This is a genomic window from Psychrobacter urativorans (genome assembly GCF_001298525.1).
GTDB lineage: Bacteria > Pseudomonadota > Gammaproteobacteria > Pseudomonadales > Moraxellaceae > Psychrobacter > Psychrobacter urativorans_A.
The window spans coordinates 1207609-1231950 of the sequence record NZ_CP012678.1 but is presented as its reverse complement, the minus strand read 5'-3'; the positions used below and the strand labels follow the sequence as shown (position 1 = coordinate 1231950).

22 protein-coding genes are annotated in these 24342 nt (G+C 42.1%); 12 read left to right on the top strand and 10 right to left on the bottom strand.

The window, feature by feature from the left end; genetic code table 11:
* Positions 1–60: 60 nt before the first annotated feature.
* Positions 61–678, top strand: coding sequence for a rhomboid family intramembrane serine protease (locus AOC03_RS05330; protein ID WP_062533993.1), 618 nt, complete (start codon positions 61–63; stop codon positions 676–678).
* On the opposite strand, the gene AOC03_RS05325 is transcribed toward AOC03_RS05330, so the two are convergent.
* From AOC03_RS05325 to AOC03_RS05305, 5 genes are all read right to left on the bottom strand, one after another.
* Entirely contained in the window at positions 653–1198 is a 546-nt protein-coding gene (locus tag AOC03_RS05325; RefSeq protein ID WP_062533991.1) for a hypothetical protein, read from the bottom strand. The genes AOC03_RS05330 and AOC03_RS05325 overlap by 26 nt on opposite strands.
* A gap of 175 nt (positions 1199–1373) precedes the next feature.
* Positions 1374–3242 carry a sodium:solute symporter family protein gene (locus AOC03_RS05320; RefSeq protein WP_062533989.1) on the bottom strand — a complete coding sequence of 623 codons (1869 nt, stop codon included), beginning with the start codon at positions 3240–3242 and terminating at the stop codon, positions 1374–1376.
* A gap of 4 nt (positions 3243–3246) precedes the next feature.
* Complete coding sequence (locus tag AOC03_RS05315; RefSeq protein WP_062533987.1) at positions 3247–3507, bottom strand: DUF4212 domain-containing protein; 261 nt, start codon at positions 3505–3507, stop codon at positions 3247–3249.
* A gap of 827 nt (positions 3508–4334) precedes the next feature.
* Positions 4335–6050 carry a cation acetate symporter gene (locus AOC03_RS05310; protein WP_062533985.1) on the bottom strand — a complete coding sequence of 572 codons (1716 nt, stop codon included), beginning with the start codon at positions 6048–6050 and terminating at the stop codon, positions 4335–4337.
* 1 nt (position 6051) lies between these two features.
* Positions 6052–6384, bottom strand: a complete 333-nt coding sequence (locus AOC03_RS05305) for a DUF485 domain-containing protein (protein ID WP_062533983.1) — start codon at positions 6382–6384, stop codon at positions 6052–6054.
* 600 nt (positions 6385–6984) lie between these two features.
* Between AOC03_RS05305 and AOC03_RS12530 the strand changes: the two genes are divergently transcribed.
* On the top strand, positions 6985–7182 hold the full coding sequence (locus AOC03_RS12530) for a hypothetical protein (protein WP_084785777.1): 198 nt from the start codon (positions 6985–6987) through the stop codon (positions 7180–7182).
* Between the two features lie 248 nt (positions 7183–7430).
* On the opposite strand, the gene AOC03_RS05300 is transcribed toward AOC03_RS12530, so the two are convergent.
* Entirely contained in the window at positions 7431–9068 is a 1638-nt protein-coding gene (locus AOC03_RS05300; RefSeq protein ID WP_062536515.1) for an electron transfer flavoprotein-ubiquinone oxidoreductase, read from the bottom strand.
* 640 nt (positions 9069–9708) lie between these two features.
* Here AOC03_RS05300 and AOC03_RS05295 point away from each other — a divergent pair.
* The 4 genes from AOC03_RS05295 to AOC03_RS05280 all read left to right on the top strand — a co-directional run bounded on the left by AOC03_RS05295 (position 9709) and on the right by AOC03_RS05280 (position 13188).
* A complete protein-coding gene (locus AOC03_RS05295; RefSeq protein ID WP_062533981.1) occupies positions 9709–10392 on the top strand; it encodes a DUF1285 domain-containing protein in 684 nt (227 codons plus the stop codon).
* Between the two features lie 98 nt (positions 10393–10490).
* Positions 10491–11405, top strand: coding sequence for a glutamate racemase (gene murI, locus AOC03_RS05290; protein ID WP_062533979.1), 915 nt, complete (start codon positions 10491–10493; stop codon positions 11403–11405).
* 190 nt (positions 11406–11595) lie between these two features.
* Positions 11596–12633 carry a DUF4062 domain-containing protein gene (locus tag AOC03_RS05285; protein ID WP_062536512.1) on the top strand — a complete coding sequence of 346 codons (1038 nt, stop codon included), beginning with the start codon at positions 11596–11598 and terminating at the stop codon, positions 12631–12633.
* A 258-nt stretch (positions 12634–12891) separates the two neighbouring features.
* Complete coding sequence (locus tag AOC03_RS05280) at positions 12892–13188, top strand: hypothetical protein (protein WP_062533977.1); 297 nt, start codon at positions 12892–12894, stop codon at positions 13186–13188.
* 139 nt (positions 13189–13327) lie between these two features.
* On the opposite strand, the gene AOC03_RS05275 is transcribed toward AOC03_RS05280, so the two are convergent.
* The 3 genes from AOC03_RS05275 to msrA all read right to left on the bottom strand — a co-directional run bounded on the left by AOC03_RS05275 (position 13328) and on the right by msrA (position 16479).
* Positions 13328–14764 (bottom strand): lytic murein transglycosylase, encoded by a 1437-nt coding sequence (locus AOC03_RS05275; RefSeq protein ID WP_062533975.1) that lies wholly within the window; start codon positions 14762–14764, stop codon positions 13328–13330.
* Positions 14765–15100: 336 nt separating this feature from the next.
* Positions 15101–15760 (bottom strand): thiopurine S-methyltransferase, encoded by a 660-nt coding sequence (tmpT, locus tag AOC03_RS05270; protein ID WP_062533973.1) that lies wholly within the window; start codon positions 15758–15760, stop codon positions 15101–15103.
* A gap of 197 nt (positions 15761–15957) precedes the next feature.
* The gene (gene msrA / locus AOC03_RS05265; RefSeq protein ID WP_062533971.1) at positions 15958–16479 is read right to left on the bottom strand and encodes a peptide-methionine (S)-S-oxide reductase MsrA; all 522 of its coding nucleotides are present in this window, start codon (positions 16477–16479) and stop codon (positions 15958–15960) included.
* Between the two features lie 119 nt (positions 16480–16598).
* Here msrA and cmoA point away from each other — a divergent pair, with 119 nt between their 5' ends.
* From cmoA to cmoB, 3 genes are all read left to right on the top strand, one after another.
* On the top strand, positions 16599–17396 hold the full coding sequence (gene cmoA / locus AOC03_RS05260; RefSeq protein WP_062533969.1) for a carboxy-S-adenosyl-L-methionine synthase CmoA: 798 nt from the start codon (positions 16599–16601) through the stop codon (positions 17394–17396).
* A gap of 57 nt (positions 17397–17453) precedes the next feature.
* A complete protein-coding gene (locus AOC03_RS05255) occupies positions 17454–18311 on the top strand; it encodes an FRG domain-containing protein (protein ID WP_062533967.1) in 858 nt (285 codons plus the stop codon).
* Between the two features lie 254 nt (positions 18312–18565).
* Positions 18566–19648 carry a tRNA 5-methoxyuridine(34)/uridine 5-oxyacetic acid(34) synthase CmoB gene (gene cmoB, locus AOC03_RS05250; RefSeq protein WP_062533965.1) on the top strand — a complete coding sequence of 361 codons (1083 nt, stop codon included), beginning with the start codon at positions 18566–18568 and terminating at the stop codon, positions 19646–19648.
* Between the two features lie 93 nt (positions 19649–19741).
* Here the strand turns inward: cmoB and AOC03_RS05245 are convergent, their stop codons facing one another.
* Positions 19742–19960 (bottom strand): DUF2788 domain-containing protein, encoded by a 219-nt coding sequence (locus AOC03_RS05245; protein WP_062533962.1) that lies wholly within the window; start codon positions 19958–19960, stop codon positions 19742–19744.
* A 301-nt stretch (positions 19961–20261) separates the two neighbouring features.
* On the opposite strand from AOC03_RS05245, the gene argS reads away from it, so the two are divergent.
* The 3 genes from argS to AOC03_RS05230 all read left to right on the top strand — a co-directional run bounded on the left by argS (position 20262) and on the right by AOC03_RS05230 (position 24277).
* Entirely contained in the window at positions 20262–22091 is a 1830-nt protein-coding gene (gene argS, locus AOC03_RS05240) for an arginine--tRNA ligase (protein WP_062533960.1), read from the top strand.
* 144 nt (positions 22092–22235) lie between these two features.
* Positions 22236–23054 (top strand): SPOR domain-containing protein, encoded by an 819-nt coding sequence (locus AOC03_RS05235; RefSeq protein WP_062533958.1) that lies wholly within the window; start codon positions 22236–22238, stop codon positions 23052–23054.
* A 128-nt stretch (positions 23055–23182) separates the two neighbouring features.
* Positions 23183–24277: a PTS transporter subunit IIC gene (locus AOC03_RS05230; protein WP_062533956.1), complete on the top strand. Its 1095-nt coding sequence runs from the start codon at positions 23183–23185 to the stop codon at positions 24275–24277.
* Positions 24278–24342 lie beyond the last annotated feature (65 nt).

Below are 24342 nucleotides of genomic sequence, written 5' to 3'. Positions count from 1 at the left end.
ATAAACTACTAAAATAAAGCTGCATAAATTCAATATCGCTATAAAAATAAAAGGCGAAATATGGACTGGAAACCGTGGTTATCACTGGTTATCGTGCGATTGAAACAGGTTATTGGCTTATACATTTTTGTATTCTTGCCGATGTGGGGGATGTCTTTTCTCAATAAAATAGCGCTATTTGGCTTATGGAATATTTTTGGTATTGTACCGCGTACACTTGATTTACGAAGTCTGATTGGCGTTTTTGCTTCGTGGACGATGCATGGTGATTTAGCACATTTAATAAGTAATACATTTGTATTATTGCAGATATTATTTTTATTTGGGCTGTTTGAAAATAATGCGTATCGTACTATTCTTAAACTGATTATTGCCTCAGGGATGATGACGTGGCTGATAGGCTCGCCACTTTCGATGCATATTGGTGCGTCAGGGCTTTGTTTTGCGATGCTCGGGTTTATGATAGGTGGGGCGGTATTTGCAAGGCGTTGGGGATATTTGCTATCTTGTGTCGTTATGGGAACAGGTTATTGGCTGACGATTAAACAAGGTCTGATGCCGCAGCAGGGCGTCTCATTTGCGGCGCATTTTGGTGGGTTATGCGCCGGATTATTATTAGGAGCCAATTCAAAACATGCTTACACCAGTCTATCTAAGCCTTATTCGTACAAACGTTGATAAATAAGGGATCATTAATCTCTAAAGGACGCCATTTAGTGGTTTGCTTGACGTGTTCATCAATGGTCAGCTGACTGCCTTTTTCTTGTAATACATAGTCTGCCCGTGCGGGTGCCGCACAGTCAATCACTTGTGGCACTTGTTGTATACTTCTACGTCTTTCAAATAAATATAAATTAACCAAATAAACGTCTTTATTGTCAGCGTTAGGGCGCGCATTGCCGCTATCTGCTGCTATAAAGCGCAAGGTTTGCGGCTTCACATATGTCCATGGTCGAAACCAAGTGCTTTCTTCCACCTTTTTAACAACGGTGACACCTTTAGGTAGCTGAGCGACTTCTTGATCGTACCAGCTATATTCTTGATTAATTTGAAAGCCAAAGATACCCGCAGCACCAAACAAGGGGATAAGCCACTTGGGCGCGCGTTTACCTGCCAGTTTACTAAGGTGAGTGATAATAAGTGCCACCCCCGCTAAGCCAAATCCAGCGGCTATGGTAGCGATAAACTCATAAAGCATAGGACTTTTCCTTAACATGATAGGCGCATTTAATAAATGCATTCACTTGTCATAAAAAATATTTTATAACAATAATTGGAATGATGATTGTACTGTTGAGATAAAAAAATCACTCACAAGCAGCTGCTGCCTGTGAGTGATATATAGTAACAGAGGATACGTCACCTGTAGGCGCTTAGTGGTCGACTGCGCCGCCAGCACCGCGTGGAGAACGTACGCTCTCAACTAGTTCTTGGATATGTAATGGTGGTGGGGCAGTTGCATAAGAGACAGCAAATGCGACGATAAAGTTCATTAACGCTGCAACCGCACCAAATGATAGTGGCGAGATACCAAATAACCAGTATTCTTCCGTATCAGGGAAGTTTGCAGTGCCAGCGATGAAGAACCAACCTTTAAAGACGAAGATATACACTAAGATAGTAATCAAACCCGTTAACATACCGGCGATTGCGCCAAGATTGTTAATACGCTTAGAGAATATACCCATCATCAATACAGGAAACAGGGAAGCACCCGCAATACCAAAGGCCAATGCAACCACCTGTGCGGCAAATCCTGGTGGATTAATACCTAACCATGTGGCAACCACAATTGCAATACCCATAGTGATACGAGCATATTTTAATTCTTGCGAATCAGTAATATTTGGATTTAGGTTACGTTTGATCAAGTCATGACTGATCGCTGAAGAGATAGCGAGTAGTAGACCAGCTGCCGTTGATAGCGCTGCTGCCAAACCACCGGCGGCGATAAGGCCAATAACCCATGGTGGTAACTGCGCAATTTCTGGGTTAGCCAATACAATGATATCAACGTTAACATCAAGCTCGTTACCTGCCCAGCCTCTATCAACGAAGACGCCATCACGCTCTAACGCATGCTCAGCTTTTGCTTTGTCTACTGCTGCCGTTGCTGCAGCGACGTCGCCGCCATCAGCTTGTGCCGCGGTCAATGCAAGCTCTGCTGCACCAAGTCCACTATCGCTATATAACTGAATAAGACCATCGTTATTTAGATCGTTGTACTTAATAAGACCCGTTTTTTCCCAAGTCTTCATCCAATCTGGACGCTGCTCATAAGCAAGAGGAGGAGCTTCAACACCTTGTGGATAAATAGTGTCAACGAGGTTTAGACGCGCCATAGCCCCTACTGCTGGCGCAGTAAAGTAGAGTAGCGAGATAAATACCAATGTCCAACCAGCAGTCCAACGCGCATCAGCCACTTTAGGAACCGTGAAGAAGCGAATGATAACGTGAGGTAGACCTGCTGTACCAATCATCAGTGATAACGTAAATAACACCATGTTTAGCTTATTAGGTACATCAGCCGTATAAGCGGTAAAACCTAAATCGGTGACGATTTGGTCAAGCTTAGTTAAGATAGGGATACCGGATTGCACATCATTTGAGAACAAGCCCAAACCTGGAATCGGGTTACCTGTCAATTCAAGTGAAATAAATACCGCAGGAATCGTATAGGCAATCATGAGAACCACATACTGCGCAACCTGCGTGTAAGTAATCCCTTTCATACCACCAAGTACTGCATAGAAGAAGACCACGACAGCAGCGATAATCAAACCAGTGGTACTACTCACTTCTAAGAAGCGTGAGAATGCCACGCCTGCACCCGTCATCTGACCGATAACGTAAGTGGTTGACGCTAGAATCAAACACACCACCGCTATCATAGCCGCAGTCTTAGAATAGAAACGATCACCAATAAAGTCAGGAACCGTGAACTTACCAAATTTACGTAAATAAGGCGCAAGAAGCATGGCCAGTAGAACGTAACCACCCGTCCAACCCATTAAGTATACCGATGCACCATAACCACCAGCAGCAAGGATACCTGCCATTGAGATAAATGACGCGGCACTCATCCAGTCAGCAGCCGTTGCCATACCGTTCACTACCGGATGCACACCGCCGCCCGCAACATAGAACTCACTGGTCGAACCGGCGCGCGCCCACCAAGCAATACCGAAGTATAAAGCGAAGGATAGACCCACAAAAATAATATTAATCGCAAATTGACTCATAGGGCTATTCCTCGTCTACGCCATATTGTTTATCAAGCTTATTCATGCGCCATGCATAGAAAAAGATTAAGATAATAAATACCCCAATGGAACCTTGCTGAGCGAACCAAAAGCCTAAATCAGTACCGCCTACCGCAATACCTGACAGTAATGGACGTAATAAGATGCCAAAACCATAAGAACATAGTGCCCAAACGATGAGGCAACCTGTGATGAGACGGACATTCGCTCGCCAATAACCGGATGAATCGTTGTGGTTCTCCATAGGACAACTCCTTTTGCCTGACATAAAAAAAGATCATTGGTTTAAATTTAGCAAGTTGTGGTGGTTTAGCCTCTATTGCGTCGTGCCATCTTCTGTCTATGTAACAAGCATAAGGTGACACGCATCAATCTTGTTTAATAAACGGTTAAAACCAAATAATCCACTCACATGACTAACTTGCATTGCTAATCAAAATTCCAAAAAAATAGAGCAAATGTTTAATTATTTCTTAGAAAGTAAAAGCTGTATAAGAAATAACTAGCAATAGGCTCAGTGCCATTAAGCGCCGTTAAAAAGTAAACTATTTAATCATTCTGCCAATTGTCTAAAAATAAAAATGCTAATAACGGTATAATGTTGCGTTTAGGCATTGAATTAAAAACATCGTCTATATTTTTTGGTATTTATAGAAGAAATTTGTCATGCCTAACACGTCTCTGTTTTATTATTTATTCCGTCTTCCTAACGATGTCTTCAATCATTTAATCATTTTTGTGCCAATAGGCATTAAAACGATAGTAATTGGCTTATTAAGAATATATACAAAAATCGACTAATTAACAATGAGTAAGTTCGATTTACTTTTTGTAACTAAATATTTACTTAGTAGAAATAATAAAATTCGCTAGTCTGTTGCAGCTAAAAAACCGCATAGACAAAATAGAGAAACTATTTTCTTAGCACCGCTATTGTCTTAGAACAGCTCTTATCTTAACCATAAAAAAATAGAGGCTGTTACTAGCAACCCTGAGACAAAAAAAATCACTCACAAGCAATTGCCTGTGAGTGATGGGTGGCTTAATAATAACTAAGCCAGTCTTAATCCATTAGTGGTCAGATGCACCAGAGATACCAATACCTGTTTGTGAGCGCACGAACTGAGCATCGAATGCTTTACGTTCTTTTTCTGCACGTGCTGATTTATCAGTGATCGAGAAGAACCAGCAGCATAGGAATGATAGTGGCATCGCAAACAATGCTGGACCATTAAATGGGTTTGGCGCAGTCTCAGAAATACCAAGTGTATCGACCCAAACGGCTTTTGATAAAACGATCAAGCCAACAGCGCCTACTAGACCGACAATACCGCCGATCACCGCACCGCGCGTGGTTAAACCTTTCCAGAACATAGACAGTACTAAAACAGGGAAGTTGGCACAAGCGGCTACTGAGAAGGCTAAGCCGACCATAAATGCAACGTTTTGTTTTTCAAACAAAATTCCTAAAATCATCGCAAAGACCGCCAAACCTAAAGTGGCATATCTTGATACTTTCATTTCAGATTCAGGCGTGGTTTGACCTTTTTTGAATACGTTGGCATATAAGTCATGCGAAATAGCCGATACCCCTGAAAGCGTCAAGCCTGCTACTACCGCAAGGATGGTTGCAAACGCGACAGCTGAGATAAAGCCCATGAATAAATCGCCACCTAGCGCTTCACTTAAGTGAATAGCCGCCATGTTGTTACCGCCAACCAACTCTAATTTACCAGTCACTGCCATTTTTGCAAGGTCAAGAAACTGTGGGTTGTTAGCAACAAAAAGAATCGCGCCAAAACCAATAATGAAGGTCAATAAGTAGAAGTAACCGATGAATCCTGTGGCAACCACAACAGATTTACGTGCTTCTTTGGCATCTTTTACCGTGAAAAAGCGCATCAAGATATGCGGTAATCCTGCGGTACCGAACATGAGCGCAAGACCAAGTGATAGCGCATCAATTGGGTTTTCAGTGAGCTTACCAGGTCCCATAATTTTGAGCGCATCACCCATCCCTGTTTTATGCGCTTCGCTATACACACCGATTGCTTGAGTGAACATATTACTAAAGCTAAAATCAACGGATTTCATAACCATAAATGCCATGAAAGTCGCACCACTTAGCAACATCACCGCTTTAATGATTTGTACCCAAGTGGTTGCTAGCATGCCACCAAATAGAACATAGGCGGTCATCAACAAGCCTACTACCACCACGGCAATATTATAGTTCAAACCAAAGAGTAGCTTAATCAACTGACCTGCACCAACCATCTGCGCAATCAGATAAAAAGCAACCACCACTAAGGAGCTACAGGCAGCCAGCGTTCGTACCGGCTTTTCTTCTAAACGAAAGGACACCACATCTGATAAATTGAATTTACCCAGATTTCGTAAGCGTTCCGCAATCAGAAATAATACAATAGGCCAACCGACCATGAAACCAAGTGAGTAGAGTAAGCCGTCGAAGCCTGAACTGAACACCAACGCTGAAATACCAAGGAAGGATGCGGCTGACATATAGTCACCGGCAATCGCTAAACCGTTTTGAAAGCCACTAATTCCGCCGCCTGCAGTATAAAAATCTTCAGTTGACTGAGTTTGCCCAGCCGCCCATTTGGTAATTAACAGCGTAAAGCCAACAAAAATCATAAACATGATAATCGCAGGCCAGTTGGTGGCTTGTTGCTCTGCAGCACCCAAATCAGGACCAGCAACAGCGACGGTATAGCAACACAGACCTACAAGTGCGATTGATATCGCTCTAAGTGACGATCCTTTCATCTTAATTCGCTCCTTTTTCATGCGCAATGGCCTCAATTTCCTTGAGAGTTTCTTTATTGAGCGGATCAAGCGTGTTATTGGCAATATAGGAATATACGCCACATAGAATAAATGACAGTACAATGATGCCTAAACCTAGAGGAATACCCCAAGTTGTGATACCACCACTAAATGAGCTTGCTAAAAACGGTTTATTGTAGCCAACCAACAGCATAAAACCGACGTAGACGAATAGCATGATTGCCGTTAATGTCCAACTCAATCGACGTTTTTTGCTGACCATCTCTTGAAACTTTGGATTATTGAGAATTCGCTGTACTTGTGAATCATCCATAACCAACTCCTTATTGTTTTGTCCAACTATGGACGGCTGTTCCAAATGGGGTTTTGCATTGTTCAATTTATCTAGAGCGTGATACTAGGATAAAAAAGCAATGTTAAATGTCAGGGAAAATTGGCAAAATATAAAGAGAGAAGTCCATTACAAGCAGACTTTTATCGTCTGTGTTTTGGCTTGTGCTACAGGAGGGTCGGTTGTGCTGACATTCCATTGTCATCTTATCTCTTGTCTTCCTGACCATATTATCTAATCATTTGATGATTTCTGCGCTAATATCGATTAAAACGATAATTCTTGTCTTGGTTAGGAATATATACAAAATTTGACTAATTCACAATAAGTAAGTTTAAATTACTTTTTGTAACTAAATGTATGTATAGCAGTAGCTCTCTCTATTTAGCATTTTTACGATTGGGAAAATTGTTAAAATTATCAACTATATATTGAAAAACCTTATTCTTATAATGGCTTTAAGAATAATGAACATCTTAATTTTTATAACTCGGAATTAATACTGATTCAAAAAATAAAGCCCGTAAAGCGACCAAGAAAAATCATAACCATACAGCTGGTAATGTTTTTTAAAATAGCATCGTGAACTACGGTGTCAGTATTATCTGGGGTAATAATGATTGGCTGATTGCGAGTAATCCGTGGTACGGACTGCTCATGTTTGTACTGATTGGGGTGGGGTTATCCTTTATAATTGTCATGCGTTTTATGCAGTTTGGACAATTTGATCATTTGTACAATAACGGCGTCGATTATTATTTTATTGCTAGTCGTATTTAAAGTATTACGTGATTATGAATGCCGGCTTTGAAGAAGGTAAAACGGCTGAGCAAATCAAATTTCATCCTGACAATTTTAGAAAACTTAAGAATGAAGTCAATCGTGAGGAATGGAAAGATTAAGCTGAATTTTTGTTTGAGCGTTATCTGATATTTTAAGATTAAAAAAAAGGTTAAAAAAATCGCCCTTAGCTAAACAATTGCTAAGGGCGATTTTTTATAACGTTTAAATGAGTATAAAGATATACATTACATATTAGGGTAGTTAGGGCCGCCGCCGCCTTCAGGGGCAACCCAAGTGATATTCTGTGAGGGATCTTTAATATCACAGGTTTTGCAATGCACACAGTTTTGCGCATTAATCACAAACTTTGCGCCTTCGGCATCTTTTACCACTTCATAAACACCAGCCGGACAGTACAAGCGTGCTGGCTCAGCATATAGAGGTAAGTTAATCGAAATCGGTACAGTAGGATCGGTCAGTTTTAGGTGCGATGGCTGATCTTCAGTATGATTGGTATTCGAGATAAAGACCGATGAGAGCTTATCAAACACCAGCTTACCATCAGGTTTAGGATAATCCGGCTGATAAGCATGGTCGGCACGCTCAAGTTGAGCATAGTCTTTTTGATTATCATGAATCGTCAGCGGCATTTTACCCGCGAGTAACGTCTGCTCAATGAAGTTAAATGCACCGCCCATCCAAGTGCCCATTCTATGAATGGCTGGGGCAAAGTTACGCGCTGCATGATTGTCTTCATAGAGCCAAGAGTGTTTATACTTCAAGGTATAATCGAGCACTTCATCATGCTGACGCTCAGCAACGACTGCTTCATAAATGGCTTCGGCAGCAAGCATGCCTGATTTCATAGACGTGTGCGTGCCCTTGATTTTGGCAGGGTTTAAGAAACCTGCTTCATCACCAACCAATACGCCGCCAGGGAAGGTCAGTCTTGGCAAAGAATTAAATCCACCTTTGGTTAATGCCCGCGCACCGTAAGAGAGACGCTTGCCACCTTCTAAAATATTACGAATTAAGGGGTGTAGTTTTAAGCGTTGCAACTCATCAAACGGCGACATATACGGATTAGAATAAGACAAATCGACAATCAAACCAAAGCTGACTTGGTTGTTTTCATCAAAATACAACCACCAACCACCGGTAGAACCAGTATCACTGAGCGGCCAACCTGAACCATGCATGACCACGCCTTGCTCATGTTGTTCAGGTGGCACTTCCCACAGCTCTTTAAGACCGATACCATAATGCTGTGGGTCAGAGTATTTATCTAAGCTAAAGCGGCTGATAAGGCGTTTGCCCAAGTGCCCACGGCTACCTTCAGCAAAGATAGTATATTTTGCTAATAGCTCATAACCAGCCTCAAAGCTGGCTTTAGCATCACCGCTTGCTGCCACACCCATATCACCGGTTAAAATACCTTTCACGGAACCATCGTCATTATATAAAATATCAGCAGCGGCAAAGCCTGGGAACATCATCACCTCTAACTCTTCCGCTTGCTGAGCCAACCAGCGCACGACATTACCGAGAGAGACAATATAGTTGCCTTTATTGTGCATACTTTCTGGAATGATAGAATCCATAAGCTTGGTGGCTTTGGTTGCTGAGCCGAGCATATAGACCCGATCTTCAATGGCGGGAACGTTCAATGGTGCGCCTTTTTCCTTCCAATCAGGAATCAGCTCATCTAATGCACGTGTCTCAATAACCGCACCGGATAAGGTATGCGCCCCAAACTCAGAGCCTTTTTCGACCAAACATACGGTAAAATTTTCATTACCGGCTTCAATAGCAAGCTGGCGCAAACGAATAGCCGCTGACAGCCCTGCAGGTCCACCGCCAACGATAAGAACATCGAATTCCATTGATTCACGCTCAATCTCAGGCTCAGCACTCACAAGTGGCGGTGCTTCTTCAACAGCTAAGGGTTCGACCGACGGTGCTTCAGTTAATGATGGTTCCGTGATGGCGGCTTCAGTATCGATGGTCTCAGCACCAAGGACTGGATTCGGATTATCTTGCTCTTGCATACCTACTCCTAAACTTTTAGTGGCTAATCTGCGGATATACGCTTTAGAACAATTGAATAGTAAAGCTTGTTCTAAAGGTCACTTTCAGACAAATGGCTGCCCGATAAAAATGGTTTTGATAGTATCAATTGACAACGTTGTTTATAAAAAGATGATATTGAAAAGGTGCTATCGGAACTAGCATTAAGCATTAGCATTGAAAACTAGCATTGAGATAATATCAATATATAACGCGAAAAGGATGATTAAAACAATACTGATGCGGTTACTTGAACGAAAAATCGTTACTCATTATAAAAGAAAAGACCTACAAACACGACATGCATGGATAAATATCAGTGTTAAGGTTATTCAGTGCTAAGGTTATATGGATGTGATGAGCGAACAACGTCTATATTGCTTTATCATACCCGAAACTAAAATGAATAGTAATGCTGGATATTGCAAACTTTGATTAATATTAGGAGCTTGTGTGATGACTGATAACATAAATGCCGTGAACAGCGGACAAATTTTGACACAGAGCCTCAATAGTGTGGATGCTCTCGACCAATACCTGAAGTCTACTGCCAGTACCCGTCAAGGTCGCTCCATCCCACCACTTGAAAAATGGCATCCTGAACAAGTCGCCGATATGGATTTGGTCATTAAAGCCAATGGTGAATGGTGGCATGAGGGCGGGAAAATAACTCGTGAGTCATTGGTCAGTTTATTTGCCACTATTTTATGGCAAGAAGATAATGACGGTATGATTGAGTATTTTTTAAAGACGCCGGTACAAAAACTGCGTATCCAAGTTGAAGATGTTCCCTTATTGATTAATGATGTCGGTATTGTTATTGAAGACGGTATCAGTTGGCTTGAATTTACCACGACTACTTGTGATGTGGTACGTTTAGATGATGAGCATCAAATTAGTTTACGCGCTTATCAACCTAACGATATTGAAGCTAATAACATTAAAACTAATAATACTGAAGCCAATGAGGGACAAGTACGCCCCTATATGTTGGTTCGTAATGGCTTGATGGCACTTATTGGTCGCAATGCCTTTTATCATCTCACCGAAATTGGTGACTTAAAGGAACAAAATGGGGAAACTATTTTAACGTTGCAAAGTGGTGATAACTCTTATGCGTTGTCCGTGCCAACTCGCTAATGAGCCTATTGAATAGTCCTTAACTTGTCGCGGTATGCCTAGTGAATGGTGCTAAAATAAGACTTTTTATAATATTCCTTTGCTAGGTTAAATTATCCATGAAGCCGCAAGCATTAACAGCTAATATTCATAAAAACAATACTGATAAAAAAGCTCTTAACCAAGATCGTGATGCTCCTATTGGATTATTTGATTCTGGAGTGGGTGGCTTATCTATTTATAAGCATTTAGCAGAGCAGCTACCGGCTGAGCGTTATGTTTATTATGCAGATACCTTACATGTGCCTTATGGCAATCGGGATAGCGACGACATTCAAGCGTTGACGTTGACGGCAGTAGAATGGCTCTATCAGCAAGGTTGCAAGCTGATCGTTATCGCCTGCAACAGTGCTTCTGCTTACGCCTTAGACGCTGCTCGTCAGCAGTATCCACAGCTGCCTATTGTCGGTTTAGTGCCGGCGCTCAAACCTGCCGTATTGACGAGCCAAAGTGGTCATGTCGCGGTATTGGCAACCAAAGCGACTTTAAATGGCACGCTGCTTAATCAAGTGATTGCTGATATTGCCGTCCCGAATCACACGATAGTGACCAAGTATTTTGATCCCAATTTGGTGCCGTGGGTAGAAGCGGGTATGCCCAAAATCTCTGAAACCGCTAAGCACTTACGACAGCAAGTGCAGCAGTTTGCAGATGATGATATTGACTGTTTAGTATTAGGCTGTACGCATTATCCCTTTTTTAAAGATTTTTTAATGGACGAAATTGAGGCGCTCCAGCTCTCTATCCAAATACTGGATTCAGGTCATGCCATCGCCGCACGTGTGCAGTCTTTACTGGCTCATCGTGGATTGCTTGCTGCACAAAACCCTGTAGCACAGATAGAGCAAACGGACAGTCCTCATGACTATAGCAGTTACCCTTTAATCTTTTATGCTAGTAAGTATGATAATCAGCTTAATGGCTTAGTTCAGCGCTTGTTAGGGGCGCGAATACAGATCCAATATGTTGTATAGTGAGCAATATGAATATTTAATAAAGAATAGATACATTAACCGTTAAATATCCTTATCTTTAACAAGGTCATAAGGATAAAATGATGATAAATTGTGTCTGCTCTATTCAGATTGTGCTAGGCTATAGCCAGTAAAAATATGAAATATTGATGTTTTGTTTGCAGCTGTTATCGAAGCCATAGGGGTTACTTTGTCTAATCGACGCTATTATATTCATGTGGTATGCGCAGCTAACGATCAGCCGTTGGTATTAGACCGCTTGGCAATTTTTTTTCAAACCCGTGCATTTTTGACCTCTGACGTCTCAAGTGAACTCCCACGCGCAGCGCTCTATGGGCGCCAATGTATTGAAGATTGCGACTATACTGTGGTCGTGGTGGGCGACAGTTATGGTGCCACGCACAATACAGGCGTTAGCCAAATGCATTTGAGCTATTTGAGTGCTAAAGCCAAGCTCAAACCCATGCTGATATTAATGAAAAACCATCAAGAAAATGCAGATATTAGCCCGCAGCTAAAGGAATTTAGACGGTTGGTTGATAGACAAAATATTGATATCTATCGTTATGATAACCCGGTTGAGATTGATCGGCTGCTCATTAACGCTTATGAAAGTATGATTGAACGCTATCCAGCCCTGAGCTGGTTAAGAGAAAATGAGGCTCATACATCTTCTAGTACCTCTAATATTTCTAGTATCTCTCCAATGCGCTCAAGTATTACATCGTCTTCAGCTTCTCTGTTATCTGCTAAAACCAGCAATAAGCAAGCGGATAATCCGCTTAAAGTGAGCGAAATTTTTGATAGCTTGACTAAAGAATTAAATTTAACAGAAACGTTTGAGTTTCAGTACAGCGCCCAAGCTTATGAGGGCGGTAATTTAACTGACGTGACGATGAGTTTACGCTGCACCTGGCACGAGATATTACACGCCTTAATCACCATTCCCTCAGCCTTTTCAAGTTATGGACTGCAAAGTTGTATCAATCGCCTGATTACTGCTAGAGCGGATACTGATATTAAAAAACTGATGCCAAACGTCCATGCTGTTGCGCGTTGTCAAATAAGTCAAGATGACTTATCAAAGTTACAACGCTTATTGTTTGCCGCTAATTGGATTCAATTCACGCCTGCGAGTCCACGTGCGTCGCAAGAGCTTTGGAAGCTCACGTTTTATGCAAAGAAACTATATGAAGACAGTCCGTTTAAAACGACAACCCATTCATAATGACAAATCATAAGCGTCATTAAACTCACTTAAACCTCTCTCACTTACAGCTCATTCTCTTTAACAAAGTGTACGGTAGACACGTACGCTTTGTAATATAAAGCATACGTGTCCGCTATTGTTAAATCGCATAAGACTAATGATAATAAGTTATATAGTTATTGTTTGTGCACATCAAAAATTCAATTTCTGAAGTAGTTAAGCCATAGATAAGTAAAATACGAGTAAGGGCATATTTTAATATTGAAGGAGAATACGATGGATAGCTTAAAACGTGAAGAACTCAAACAAGAAATGGATAAACTAGAAAAAACCATGCACGATACAGAACAATTTCATACGCTAGCAGAACAAGTGGCAGATATGAAGCGCCGCGGTATTGATCCTAGTCAGACTTATGATGATTGGGAGGAAAAAGAAAAAGAGGATTGGGGTGACACCACATGGCAAGAAAACGGTAAGTGGGAACCTAAAACGCCAGCTGATCTTGATGAGAATGCCCGTGAGAACTGGAATGGCGAAAACGGTAAGCCAAATCCACCACCGATTGTTTAATTTAAATTAAGACATTGTTCGTAAATTGCGTTGATAAATAAGATAAATAAATAGACAAATAAAAACCACGCTATCTAAGCGTGGTTTTTATTTGTCTATTAAGCCAATAGACGAAGCGGTATTAAACTAAGACACTCTTTTAAGAACCTTCATCCACCCGTACCAAGCGAATAACGCCATCAGTACCAGCAATACGGCGATAGCGAACATTGCCTGTTTTCGGTGTTTGAGTGGCTTCTGGAAATGTGGCAGCACTAGCGGTAGAAGTAGAGGCAGGAGTAATGGTCTGTTGCTGAATCAGCTGTCCAATACGATCTGCCGCAGCAGGTTTAATAGCATTATTACCAACAACAATACTATGGAATTTTTGACCAGCACGTCCGTCAGCAGGGAAGATATTACGGCTGGTCTGGTATTGCTGAATCGCAGTACGGGTATTATCACCGATAATACCGTCTACACCGCCAATATCATAGCCGGCATTGAGTAGCGCTTGCTGAATATCTTTGGCTTGTTGGCGACTGATACCCGCGTCATCCGTTGGCCATGGAGTAATAAAATCAGTTTTACTACTATTTTCACTGGTAATCAAATCAGACAAATGAGCAATCGCTAATGCGTAGCTTTCGGATGCATTGTAAGAATAGAAAGTATCAAAGTTTTTACCGACCAAGAATGCTGGGCCATCCTTACCCGCAGGCAATAATAATCCTGCGCTGCTTAAATCAGAAGGCAACGTACCACCATTAGCAAGTGCTAGACCTTGACTGCGCCAATAGCTCATGGGCTTTTTGTCTTTACGATTAGATGCTGCTGAGTAGCCGCTAGGCAGCTTGACTTCATAACCCCATGCTTCGCCTGAACGGTAGCCACGTTTCGCTAAGAAGTTGGCAGTGGAGGCAAGCGCATCAGGGACACTGTTGACCAAATCACGGCGACCGTCGCCATCAAAATCAACTGCCAATTCTAAGAAGGTACTGGGCATAAACTGCGTTTGTCCGAACGCCCCTGCCCAAGAACCGGTCATATCATTTGGGTTAATATCACCGTTTTGGACAATTTTAAGTGCATTGGCGTATTCACCGCGAAAGTAGCTTTGACGGCGATCAAAACACGATAATGTCGCTAACGATTCAAACAGTGGTTTTTTACCTAGCGTCTGCCCAAAGTTAGACTCCACGCCCCAAACCCCTAACACGTGCTCAGCTTTTACCCCATAGCGTGATTCAATCTGGCGCAGCGTATTTGCCTGCTGGCGCTTTGCACGAATACCATCATCAACGCGCTCTTTATCTACCAATACTGACAAATAATCCCAAATATCTTTACGGAACTCAGGCTGATAATTAAGTGATTGAATCACGCTAGGGTCTGGCTGACTTGGACGATAACGCTCAAAAGTAGCAGCAGATACACCGCTAAATTGACTGCTGTTTTTCAGCGTGTTTAGGCACTGCTGAAGCTCAGCGTTCGATAGATTAGGTGCCAGTGGAGCCGCTGCTTGTGCCGTGCTCATAAGGCTAAAGCCAATGGCAGCACTGAGTAATGATAAAGTAGATAACTGAGTCAAACGCATGAAAACATCCTATAAAGGTAAGTAAAAGCAAACCAATGAAAATAGCTAAGATAAGAAAGCCAATAAATGACGGTAATAAAAATAATGTGGCAGCAAGGAAAATGCTAAATAAAATAGTGATAAAACTAAAATTTTATCTAATGCTTTTGAAGAGATAGTAGCACGTCAAAGTCATACAGTTAAGATAAATAGGGTAAAGGCATAAAACAGCTGAGGTAACGCGCTATTAGTGCATTAGCTTATTTTATACACAATGCAATACTGGGTTCATTCAACATTTATTTAAAAACCATCTGAGAAAAGCTATCTCAAAAACCACCTCCAAGTAATCGAATATTATTTACCCAACAACAACCAAACATATTCTCTCACTGCCATTTCTGGCGCAGCATTCAAGGTTGACGGCTCGCCCTCAAGCTCAGTAATTTGATACTGACTGCTATAATATTGCTGCACTTGTTCACTACTAATCGAAAATGGTGGTCCCGCCCATTCATTTTGGTCGTAATTAAGGGTTAATAACAGTTGTGAGGCATTGTTACTTAGCTTGCGGACTTGCTCGCTGTATTTTGGGCGCATTTCTGGTGGCATCGCAATCAATGCGGCTCTATCATAAACGGCGTCAATGTGACCCATATCATCGGCTGATAGCGCAAAGATATCAGCCACCCATAATGCTATGCTTCGATCTGCAATCTCGCCTGTATAGCATTTAATATTTGGTTTATTAGCATCTTCAATGACGGTGTAGGGAATAGCTTGCTCAGTAAAAAATTCCTGTACCGCTGTTTCAACCAACTCAACACCCACCACATCATAGCCTTGCGTGGCAAGCCATACCATGTCGATTGATTTACCACATAACGGCACAAAGACGCGGCTACCAATAGGCAAGTTTAACGCCTTAAAATACTTTATTAATAGCGGATTGACATCGGGCTGATTAAAACCAATGCGCTTCTCTTGCCAACGCGCTTGCCAAAATTCAGGGTTCATGGTGATGACCTTTATTAATATTGATTTTTATGTGTCATGGACGGGATTAATAGCATTAGATTAATAATAGCATTATCGTCGCCAATAAAAAGCCAAGCAGATGAACACTTGGCTTTTTATCGAATTATTAAAAATTAAAATTTGCGCTTAAACAGTTAAATTTTAGTGACTGTGGTGCTTAGTTGTTCATGTGGTGCTTAGCTGGTCATATATTGGCTAAATGATTTGCGGAGTTTGGCAAGTTTCGGTGGAATAGCAAAGTTGCAATAGGCTTGAGTAGGATTGCGATTAAAGAAGTCTTGATGCACCTCTTCAGCTTGATAAAATTCAACTGCCGGATGCACTTCCGTGACGATGTTCACGCCCATATCTCGCAGTTTATTAATGGTGCGATCGATGGTTGGTTTTTGCGCTTCGTTCGTATAAAACACGACGCTGCGATATTGGCTACCGACATCGTTACCTTGACGGTCTTTGGTGGTGGGATCATGGGTGCCAAAAAAGACATCAAGCAGCACTTCTAGCGGTAAAATAGACTCATCAAAAGTAATGTTAATTACTTCAACGTGTCCTGTATCGCCACCACAAACGGCTTGATAGTTAGCAGTTGTTGCCTCGCCACCCATATAGCCTGATACGACCGACTGTACGCCTTTTAATGATAAAAATACTGATTCGGTGCACCAAAAACAGCCACCACCTAAAATAATGTTTTGCATAATACCGTCCTATTATTATAGAGAGTTTTATTTAATACGATGCATTTAGCTTAGCAGTCAAGTAGATGATTATAAGTAACAAACAGTAATGTTATAATGTGCTTTTGCTAAGTATAAAAATGAGCCGCTTCATGAGTCAATCACCTGCTTTACCAACGTCTGTTATCCAACACGATACCCTATTTACCACGCCACTTGATAAGGCATCACGCTTCTCATTTGATGAGCAAGTCGTGGCTTGTTTTCCGGATATGATTCGTCGAAGTGTACCGGGTTACGGGCAGGTATTGGCAATGTTGCCTATATTGGCGCGTCGCCATTGTAAGTACCGCCAACAAACCACTGATGGTCAGCGCGTAAGCCGTATTTATGATTTGGGTTGTTCGCTTGGTGGCGCAAGTATGGCGCTGGCAGGTGAGTTTGCGCCGCACGATTTACAGATTAAAGCGGTCGATATTTCACCCGCGATGACCACTGAAGCTCGCACACTGTTGAGTGATAATTACCCTGAGCATGATATCGAGGTGATCACTGCGGATATTAGAGAGATTGAACTTGAGCCATGCGATATGGTCATTTTGAATCTAACGCTACAGTTTTTGCCGGCGGCAGATAGGGTAGCAGTGTTAGAAAAGATTTATGCGGCATTAAGTGAAGGCGGCATACTCGTATTAACAGAAAAAACTCATGCTTTTGATGAGCAATACGATGCGTGGTTGGTCGAACGTTATTATGACTTTAAACGGGCGAATGGCTATAGCGAGATGGAAATTAGTGGCAAGCGTAATGCATTAGAAAACGTGTTAATTACCGATACGCTAGATGAACATCATTCGCGTTTGGATGCGGTTGGGTTTGCACGTCATTTGACGTGGTTTCAGTTTTTGAATTTTGTTTCTATTGTGGCGTTTAAATAAATTTTGAGTTAGGAGTTAGCTCCGCTTTTTGCCTATATAGATCTAAGAGAGTTACTTATGGGTTTGAACAGGCGTATTGATAAAAAACTATCAAGTGTAGATGTTTTTATAGATTCTTTGAATCTTTATGCTTCTAAAGATTATGATAACTATGAATATTATTATCGTGGACATTCAAATCAAGCTTACGCTACATTACCTTCTTTATTTCGAGAGACTTCTCATATAGATAACGAAGATAAAATGTTTCGAGAGCTTATTTTGAGATGTCCTAACGAGTTCAGTAATTTAAATAGCACGTTTCAAAAATTAGTAAAGATGCAACATTATGGTTTACCAACCCGCTTATTAGATATAACTTCTAATCCTTTAATAGCGCTATTCTTTTCCTGTCTAAGTAATAATGACAAGGATGGTGAGGTTATCGTATTTAAAGTTCCGAAAACGGAAATTAAATATTATGATAGTGATACGGTCGCTGTCTTGTCTAATCTAGCTCTGATGAAACGTGACTTTGATATTACAGATATAGAGAACCTTGAGCCTCGTATATTTTCACAAAAATCCCCCGTTGACCTTCTTGTATATCAGGTTGGGCAAGAAAAAAGTGGTTTTCGTTCAATGATAAATCCAAAAGATTTAACTTCCACCGTGTGCGTTAAACCCCTTTTAGATAATGAAAGGATTGTTAAGCAAGACGGGTCATTCTTATTATTCGGTATGGGTGATGATATTACAAAGCCAGCTAAACTTGATATTAACAAATATCTTCCAACAGGTGACCGGAAGCTAATTATACATAAAGAAAGTAAGTCTCTTATTATCAATCAATTACGAACTCTTGGTATTCATGGTGGAACAGTATTTCCAGACATTGGAAATGTAGCTGAGTCAATAAAGCAACAATTCAAGTAAACTGAGCTTATAAGATATGCCTTTTCTATTTTTTTAAACAAATATATATCTTATTATTTAATAAGATGACAATGTTTAGAAATGACTTATTACTTTTTCCGAGGGATGAGTGGCGAACATATCTCTTAAATATAAACTGCCTATGTCTCGTATATTTCTCCACTTTTTTTAAATTACTATTGCTGTATCCATTTTTAAGTGGATATTCTTTATTTTAATGTTTTTATCTTAACCATTAGGCTGTCTGTTTCCTTATGATGAATGACACTATTGTCCGTGCAGAACGTGAACTCTATTTAACCTTATTAACGTTGGCGCAAACGCATCCTAGCGCCTATGAATGGCTCACTTTATTGCCAGAATGGTTACGCCATATTAAAGATAGAAGTAACTATGCTCATGCACCTGCGTATCAGGCGGCAGTGGGACGGCTACCTGTTGTGACTGCCGATAGCGTGGCATTAGATGCTGATATTTTGACTATTAATGTGAACTTAACGGATTCTGAACGCAAGCAAACACTAGCGTTACTGAAACAGCTTATGCCGTGGCGCAAAGGACCTTTTCAAATTGGCAGCAGCCAAAATGAAAGTGAGCAAGCTGAGCCCATCCTGATTGATACCGAATGGCACAGCGATTGGAAGTGGCGACGGGTCGCACGGCATTTGGGCAATTTAAAAGGTCGGCGCGTATTGGATGTTGGCGGTGGTTCTGGTTATCACGGTTGGCGTATGGCAGGTGCGGGCGCAGAAACAGTGATTATCGTTGACCCGTCATGTTTGTTTTATCATCAATTCATGGCGATTCGGCATTTTGTCGGTGCTGCTGATGCGACTGATGCTGATGATTCTAATAGTCAGGATAATAATACGGACGGTTATCGCACGCATTATATCCCCGTGCCACTTGAGGCATTACCGGCGCACAGTCAGTTATTCGATACGGTCTTTAGTATGGGTGTGCTCTATCATCGTCAGTCGCCATTTGAGCATTTACAGCAGCTGCGCGGTCAGCTGGTCAAAGGCGGTGAATTGGTGCTAGAAACTTTAGTCATCGATGGTGATGCCAATACCGTACTCGTACCTCATGATCGTTATGCACAGATGAATAATGTGTACTTTTTGCCCTCGGTTGCCGCATTAATAGGCTGGCTAGAAAAAGTTGGTTTTACTGACGTGCGCTGCGTCGATGTGGCAGTGACCTCTACCGATGAACAGCGCCAAACCGACTGGATGACCTACCAATCATTGAGTGATTTTCTCGACCCTAATGATGCCAGTAAAACCATTGAAGGTTATTCAGCGCCCAAGCGTGCGACCCTCATTGCTAAAAAATAAGGTGATGTCAATACGTTAATGTTTTCAGTTTACTATATCGCTGCTTTAACTATGAATAGGATAAGCAGCATATATTGCTATTGTTAGTTCAATTTAGATAAACCATTTTTTAAAGGCGATTTCTATCAAGACCTTTAATATAAAGCCTATAAAGCCCGCACCAAGCGCTAAAAACATCCAAAACGTACCCGCGCGCCCTGCACCAGATTGTTTGGACAGATCCCAAATAATGAAAAATAAGAAGGCAATAAATACCGGTAACAAAATATACAGTCCCCAACTGGTAACCGTACTTTCAGCAATTGCAAACATGGCGTTATTCCCAAAAATAAAGCGTAATTATAGCGCGGAATTAGGTCGGTATAAACGTTTGCCAATCATCAGACAACAGGAACGCTACAATCAGCCTCGTTATGGTAGATATCATGTGCGGAGACTCATTCTGTCGTTAGTGTTCATCGAGTACGCTGCATATTTGATTTAGTTAAGAATTTTCAGGCTATTTTTGGTGCAAATAGTGCAATAGCGCGTAAAGATTGTTATATTTACAGGTTACTTATCTTTTCGTATCACTTATTATTTTTTCGTATTATTTATCCGAGTTCATAATCTTATGTCACAAGCCCAAATTGATACGTTAGCCTCACTATTCGACGATGCTATTAACGTTTTAAAAAAAGAAGGGGCGCTACCCGCCGACTGGCAGAATAATAGCCAGATTACTCGTACTAAAGATGCCAGCCATGGCGATTTTGCCAGTAATATCGCCATGACCGCTGCCAAAGCGGCAAATACCAATCCGCGTGCGTTGGCTGAAAAAATCGTGCAAGCGTTACCTGCTAATAAAGATATTCGCCAAGTGGACATCGCAGGTCCCGGCTTTATCAATGTGTTTTTGAATGCCGAAGCAAAATTCGCCGTATTAGACGATATTTTTGCCTTGCAAGAGAAGTTTGGTTTAAGCAAGCAATTCAATGGACAAAAAGTCCAAGTTGAGTTTGTATCTGCCAATCCAACGTCAAGCTTGCACGTCGGTCACGGTCGCGGTGCTGCATTTGGCATGAGCGTGGCAAACTTGCTACAGGCGGTCGGTTATGACGTCACGCGTGAGTATTATATTAATGATGCCGGTCGTCAAATGGATATTCTAGCGACCAGTACCTATTTGCGTTATCTTGAAGCCAATGGCGAAGCGATTGTCTTCCCTGTTAATGGCTATCAAGGCGACTATGTGCGCGATATTGCTAATACCGTAACCGCGCAGCATGGCAACGGCTACGTACATCCCTTTGCGCAAGTTGCTAAAGATGCGCCCGCAGATGCCGAATTTGAAATCAATGCCGATGGCGAAAAAACTCTATTATCGGGTGATAAAGAAGCGCATATTGATGGGCTGATTGCCAATAGCAAAGCCTTGCTAGGCGATGGCTACGAACTATTTTTAAATGCCGCATTGACCAGTATTTTGGCGGATATCAAAGATGACCTCAGTGACTTCGGCGTAAATTACGAGTGTTGGTTTAGCGAACGCTCTATCGACGCTGAGATTGAGCCAGTATTGCAAATTTTAGAAGACAAAGGCTATCTCTACGAAAAAGACGGTAATATTTGGTTTAAATCGACCGACTTTGGCGACGAAAAAGACAGAGTGGTACGCCGTGCCAATGGTCAAAGCACTTATTTTGCCTCTGATATTGCCTATCATAAAAACAAGTTCGACCGTGGTTTTGATAAAGTCGTGAATGTTTGGGGCGCTGACCATCATGGTTATGTGCCGCGTGTGAAAGCCGCCTTATTAGCACTGGGTATTGATGCTGAGCGCCTTGATGTGGTGTTGGTACAATTCGTAGCATTATGGCGTGGCGCTGAAAAAGTGCAAATGTCCTCACGCTCAGGAAAATTTGTCACCTTGCGTGAACTGCGTCAGGAAGTCGGAAATGATGCCGCGCGTTTTTATTATGTGGCGCGTAAGCCTGAAGTACACGTTGACTTCGACCTAGAGCTTGCCAAATCGCAAAGTAAAGATAACTTGGTCTATTACATTCAATATGCGCACGCCCGTGTTTGCCGTGTCCTAGAAAAACTGGCGGCAAGCGGTCTTATCGTCGATGATGCAATCGGTGCGCAGCAGCAACATTTACTAACAGCTCCTGCCGAAGAAGAGGTCATTAAATTATTGGCGGCTTATCCGGCGACTTTATTACGTGCCGCAACAGGCTATGAGCCACACGTATTGACCAATTATCTTAAAGAATTGGCGGCGTTGTTTCATGGCTGGTATGACAGTAATCGTATTTTGCCCGTGAGTTTAACCTCTGGTGAGACACCCACTCAGTCAGAGTTAGACATGATGCAAGCACGCCTACGCTTATCCAAAGCGGTACGTCAAGTCTTAGCAAATGGCTTAGGCTTACTGGGCTTATCAGCACCGTCTAGCATGTAGGCTGCTAAACCTCTTAGCTGTATCTACTTAGCTAGGGCTATAAGTCCTAGCTAAGCGCATCTACAACGAAAGCGTAGCTTTTATTATTTTGGTTATAAAAGCTGCGCATTATTATTGACAGACTCAGTAGGGAGAAAGCAGTCCATGTTAGCCAAAAAACCCAAAGGTGCCACTGAAAAGCGCAAAACCAGTAGCGTATCGGGCTTATTATGGATGTTTGTCGGCGCGTTATTGACGCTGATGATAGGTGTGTTTTTATACTTATCACCATTATTTGACTTTAACCCCACTGATAAAACCGTATCTGACCCTAATAAACAGGTTCAACCACGCGTGAATACCGATGCTGATAATAGTGACTATGAGTTTTATGACATTTTGCCTACGCAAGAAATGGCAACTATTCCTGATGAGGCGCTTGGCGGCGTAGATAATAGTCAGATAACGGCTAGCGGTGCTTTTGAGCCTGATGTGGTATTGACTCAGCCTGAGAGCAGCACCGGAAATACGGATGGTAGCCCTGAAAATAGCAACCCTGAGCCAAGTCGTAATAACGCTGCTAATAGCAACAATGAGGCAGATATCGTTATTACCGAAGAAAATGAAACCTATGATGGGTCAACGCCTGCCGGAAATTCTGGTAGTACGACTAACAATAGTAGTGGGCAATCTAAGCCGAATACAGCAGGTGCTGGTACGGCAAGCGTCCAAAAAGCGCAGCCTGCGACCACTTATATTCTACAAATCAATAGCTTTAATAATGCCGATGAAGCGGATCGTCGCCGTGCGCAAGTACTGATGGCGGGTATTGATGCTAAAGTGGTTAAAAGTGCGGGCAGTAACGGTACGCCCCTTTATCAAGTTATCTCGCGCCCGATGAATAACCGTCAAGCAGTGACTACCGCTCAGCAACGCCTACAAAACAATGGTATTGATTCTATTATTGTTGAACAGCGTCGGTAGCGTATTTGCTGTATATAGTGATATTGTCATCGATTAAAAAAAGCGTCAGGTAAAGACGCTTTTTTTATACATTTTTTTTGCCTTTTATATTCAGCTGTCTTGTTCATAACTTACTCAAGAGTATCACTATGACTGTATCCAATTCTGCCATGACCCCACCTAGTACCACTAAAGCATTTTTCCAAAAGTACTTTATCGATGCCTTTACGGGTATGGCACTGGGATTATTTGTGACCTTAATTGCTGGGCTTATCATCTCACAAATCGGTGGTTGGTTACATCTGCCCGCATTGGTGGCGGTGGGGAAACTGGCATCGGTATTAATGGGCGCAGGAATAGGCGTTGGTATTGCGTATTATTTAAAAGCACCTACCTTAGTGATGCTCAGCTGTTTAGTTGCAGGTATGTTGGGCGCTCATTCAGAAGCATTAATGGCAGGACATTTATTTATTCCGCAAGCGGCAGGTCCTGCAACTTTTGTCGCGCTACCGGGTAATCCGATTGGTGCGTATTTGACTTCAGTATTCGCTTATCGAGCCGGAACCTGGGTGACGGGTAAGACCAAGCTTGATATTTTGCTGATACCATTGATGGTTTGTGCCGTGGCATTGGCAGTGTGTGCGCTGCTCAATCCACCTGTTGTAGCGGCAGTAGATGCTATCGGACAAGGTATCCAAGCAGCGACCACGCTTCAACCCTTACTAATGGGCATTGTTATTGCGGTGGTCGTCGGTATTTTATTGACCATGCCGACCTCTAGTGCGGCGATTTGTATCGCGATTGGGCTTGGCGGTTTGGCTGGTGGCGCAGCAGTGGTGGGCTGCGCAGCGCACATGATTGGCTTTGCGGTAGCCAGTTACAAAGATAATGGTGTTAGTGGCGTCATCTCGCAAGGGCTTGGAACCAGTATGTTACAAATTCCGAATGTACTCAAGAAGCCAATCATTTTATTACCAGCAGTAGTTGCAAGCGCCATCGTTGGTCCTATCGCAACTGTCGGTTTTAAGTTGGCATGTACGGCAACGGGCGCAGGAATGGGTACGGCAGGATTGGTGGGTGTATTTGGGGTAATTGAAGCGTCACAAGGCATTATGAGCAGTACTCAGCTGTGGACGGCAATTATATTATTGATGTTTATATTACCAGCGATTATTGCTGGGTTAGTGGCGCACGTTATGCGCCGTATGGGTTGGTTAGTCGATGGCGATATGAAGTTGCCATAGATTTAATTCTAAAACCTTCCTAATCATCATTCATAAAAAAGCCCCGTTATTTAAATAGCAGGGCT

Coding starts and splice junctions, on each gene's coding strand:
- AOC03_RS05235 (WP_062533958.1), top strand. CDS start 22,236: ATGTTAGCCAAAAAACCCAAAGGTGCCACTGAAAAGCGCAAAACCAGT.
- AOC03_RS05255 (WP_062533967.1), top strand. CDS start 17,454: ATGGGTTTGAACAGGCGTATTGATAAAAAACTATCAAGTGTAGATGTT.
- AOC03_RS05280 (WP_062533977.1), top strand. CDS start 12,892: ATGGATAGCTTAAAACGTGAAGAACTCAAACAAGAAATGGATAAACTA.
- AOC03_RS05310 (WP_062533985.1), bottom strand. CDS start 6,050: ATGAAAGGATCGTCACTTAGAGCGATATCAATCGCACTTGTAGGTCTG.
- AOC03_RS05325 (WP_062533991.1), bottom strand. CDS start 1,198: ATGCTTTATGAGTTTATCGCTACCATAGCCGCTGGATTTGGCTTAGCG.
- msrA (WP_062533971.1), bottom strand. CDS start 16,479: ATGCAAAACATTATTTTAGGTGGTGGCTGTTTTTGGTGCACCGAATCA.
- AOC03_RS05320 (WP_062533989.1), bottom strand. CDS start 3,242: ATGAGTCAATTTGCGATTAATATTATTTTTGTGGGTCTATCCTTCGCT.
- AOC03_RS05295 (WP_062533981.1), top strand. CDS start 9,709: ATGACTGATAACATAAATGCCGTGAACAGCGGACAAATTTTGACACAG.
- AOC03_RS05230 (WP_062533956.1), top strand. CDS start 23,183: ATGACTGTATCCAATTCTGCCATGACCCCACCTAGTACCACTAAAGCA.
- tmpT (WP_062533973.1), bottom strand. CDS start 15,760: ATGAACCCTGAATTTTGGCAAGCGCGTTGGCAAGAGAAGCGCATTGGT.
- AOC03_RS05315 (WP_062533987.1), bottom strand. CDS start 3,507: ATGGAGAACCACAACGATTCATCCGGTTATTGGCGAGCGAATGTCCGT.
- AOC03_RS05275 (WP_062533975.1), bottom strand. CDS start 14,764: ATGCGTTTGACTCAGTTATCTACTTTATCATTACTCAGTGCTGCCATT.
- AOC03_RS05330 (WP_062533993.1), top strand. CDS start 61: ATGGACTGGAAACCGTGGTTATCACTGGTTATCGTGCGATTGAAACAG.
- murI (WP_062533979.1), top strand. CDS start 10,491: ATGAAGCCGCAAGCATTAACAGCTAATATTCATAAAAACAATACTGAT.
- cmoA (WP_062533969.1), top strand. CDS start 16,599: ATGAGCCGCTTCATGAGTCAATCACCTGCTTTACCAACGTCTGTTATC.
- AOC03_RS05300 (WP_062536515.1), bottom strand. CDS start 9,068: ATGGAATTCGATGTTCTTATCGTTGGCGGTGGACCTGCAGGGCTGTCA.
- AOC03_RS05305 (WP_062533983.1), bottom strand. CDS start 6,384: ATGGATGATTCACAAGTACAGCGAATTCTCAATAATCCAAAGTTTCAA.
- cmoB (WP_062533965.1), top strand. CDS start 18,566: ATGATGAATGACACTATTGTCCGTGCAGAACGTGAACTCTATTTAACC.
- AOC03_RS05245 (WP_062533962.1), bottom strand. CDS start 19,960: ATGTTTGCAATTGCTGAAAGTACGGTTACCAGTTGGGGACTGTATATT.
- argS (WP_062533960.1), top strand. CDS start 20,262: ATGTCACAAGCCCAAATTGATACGTTAGCCTCACTATTCGACGATGCT.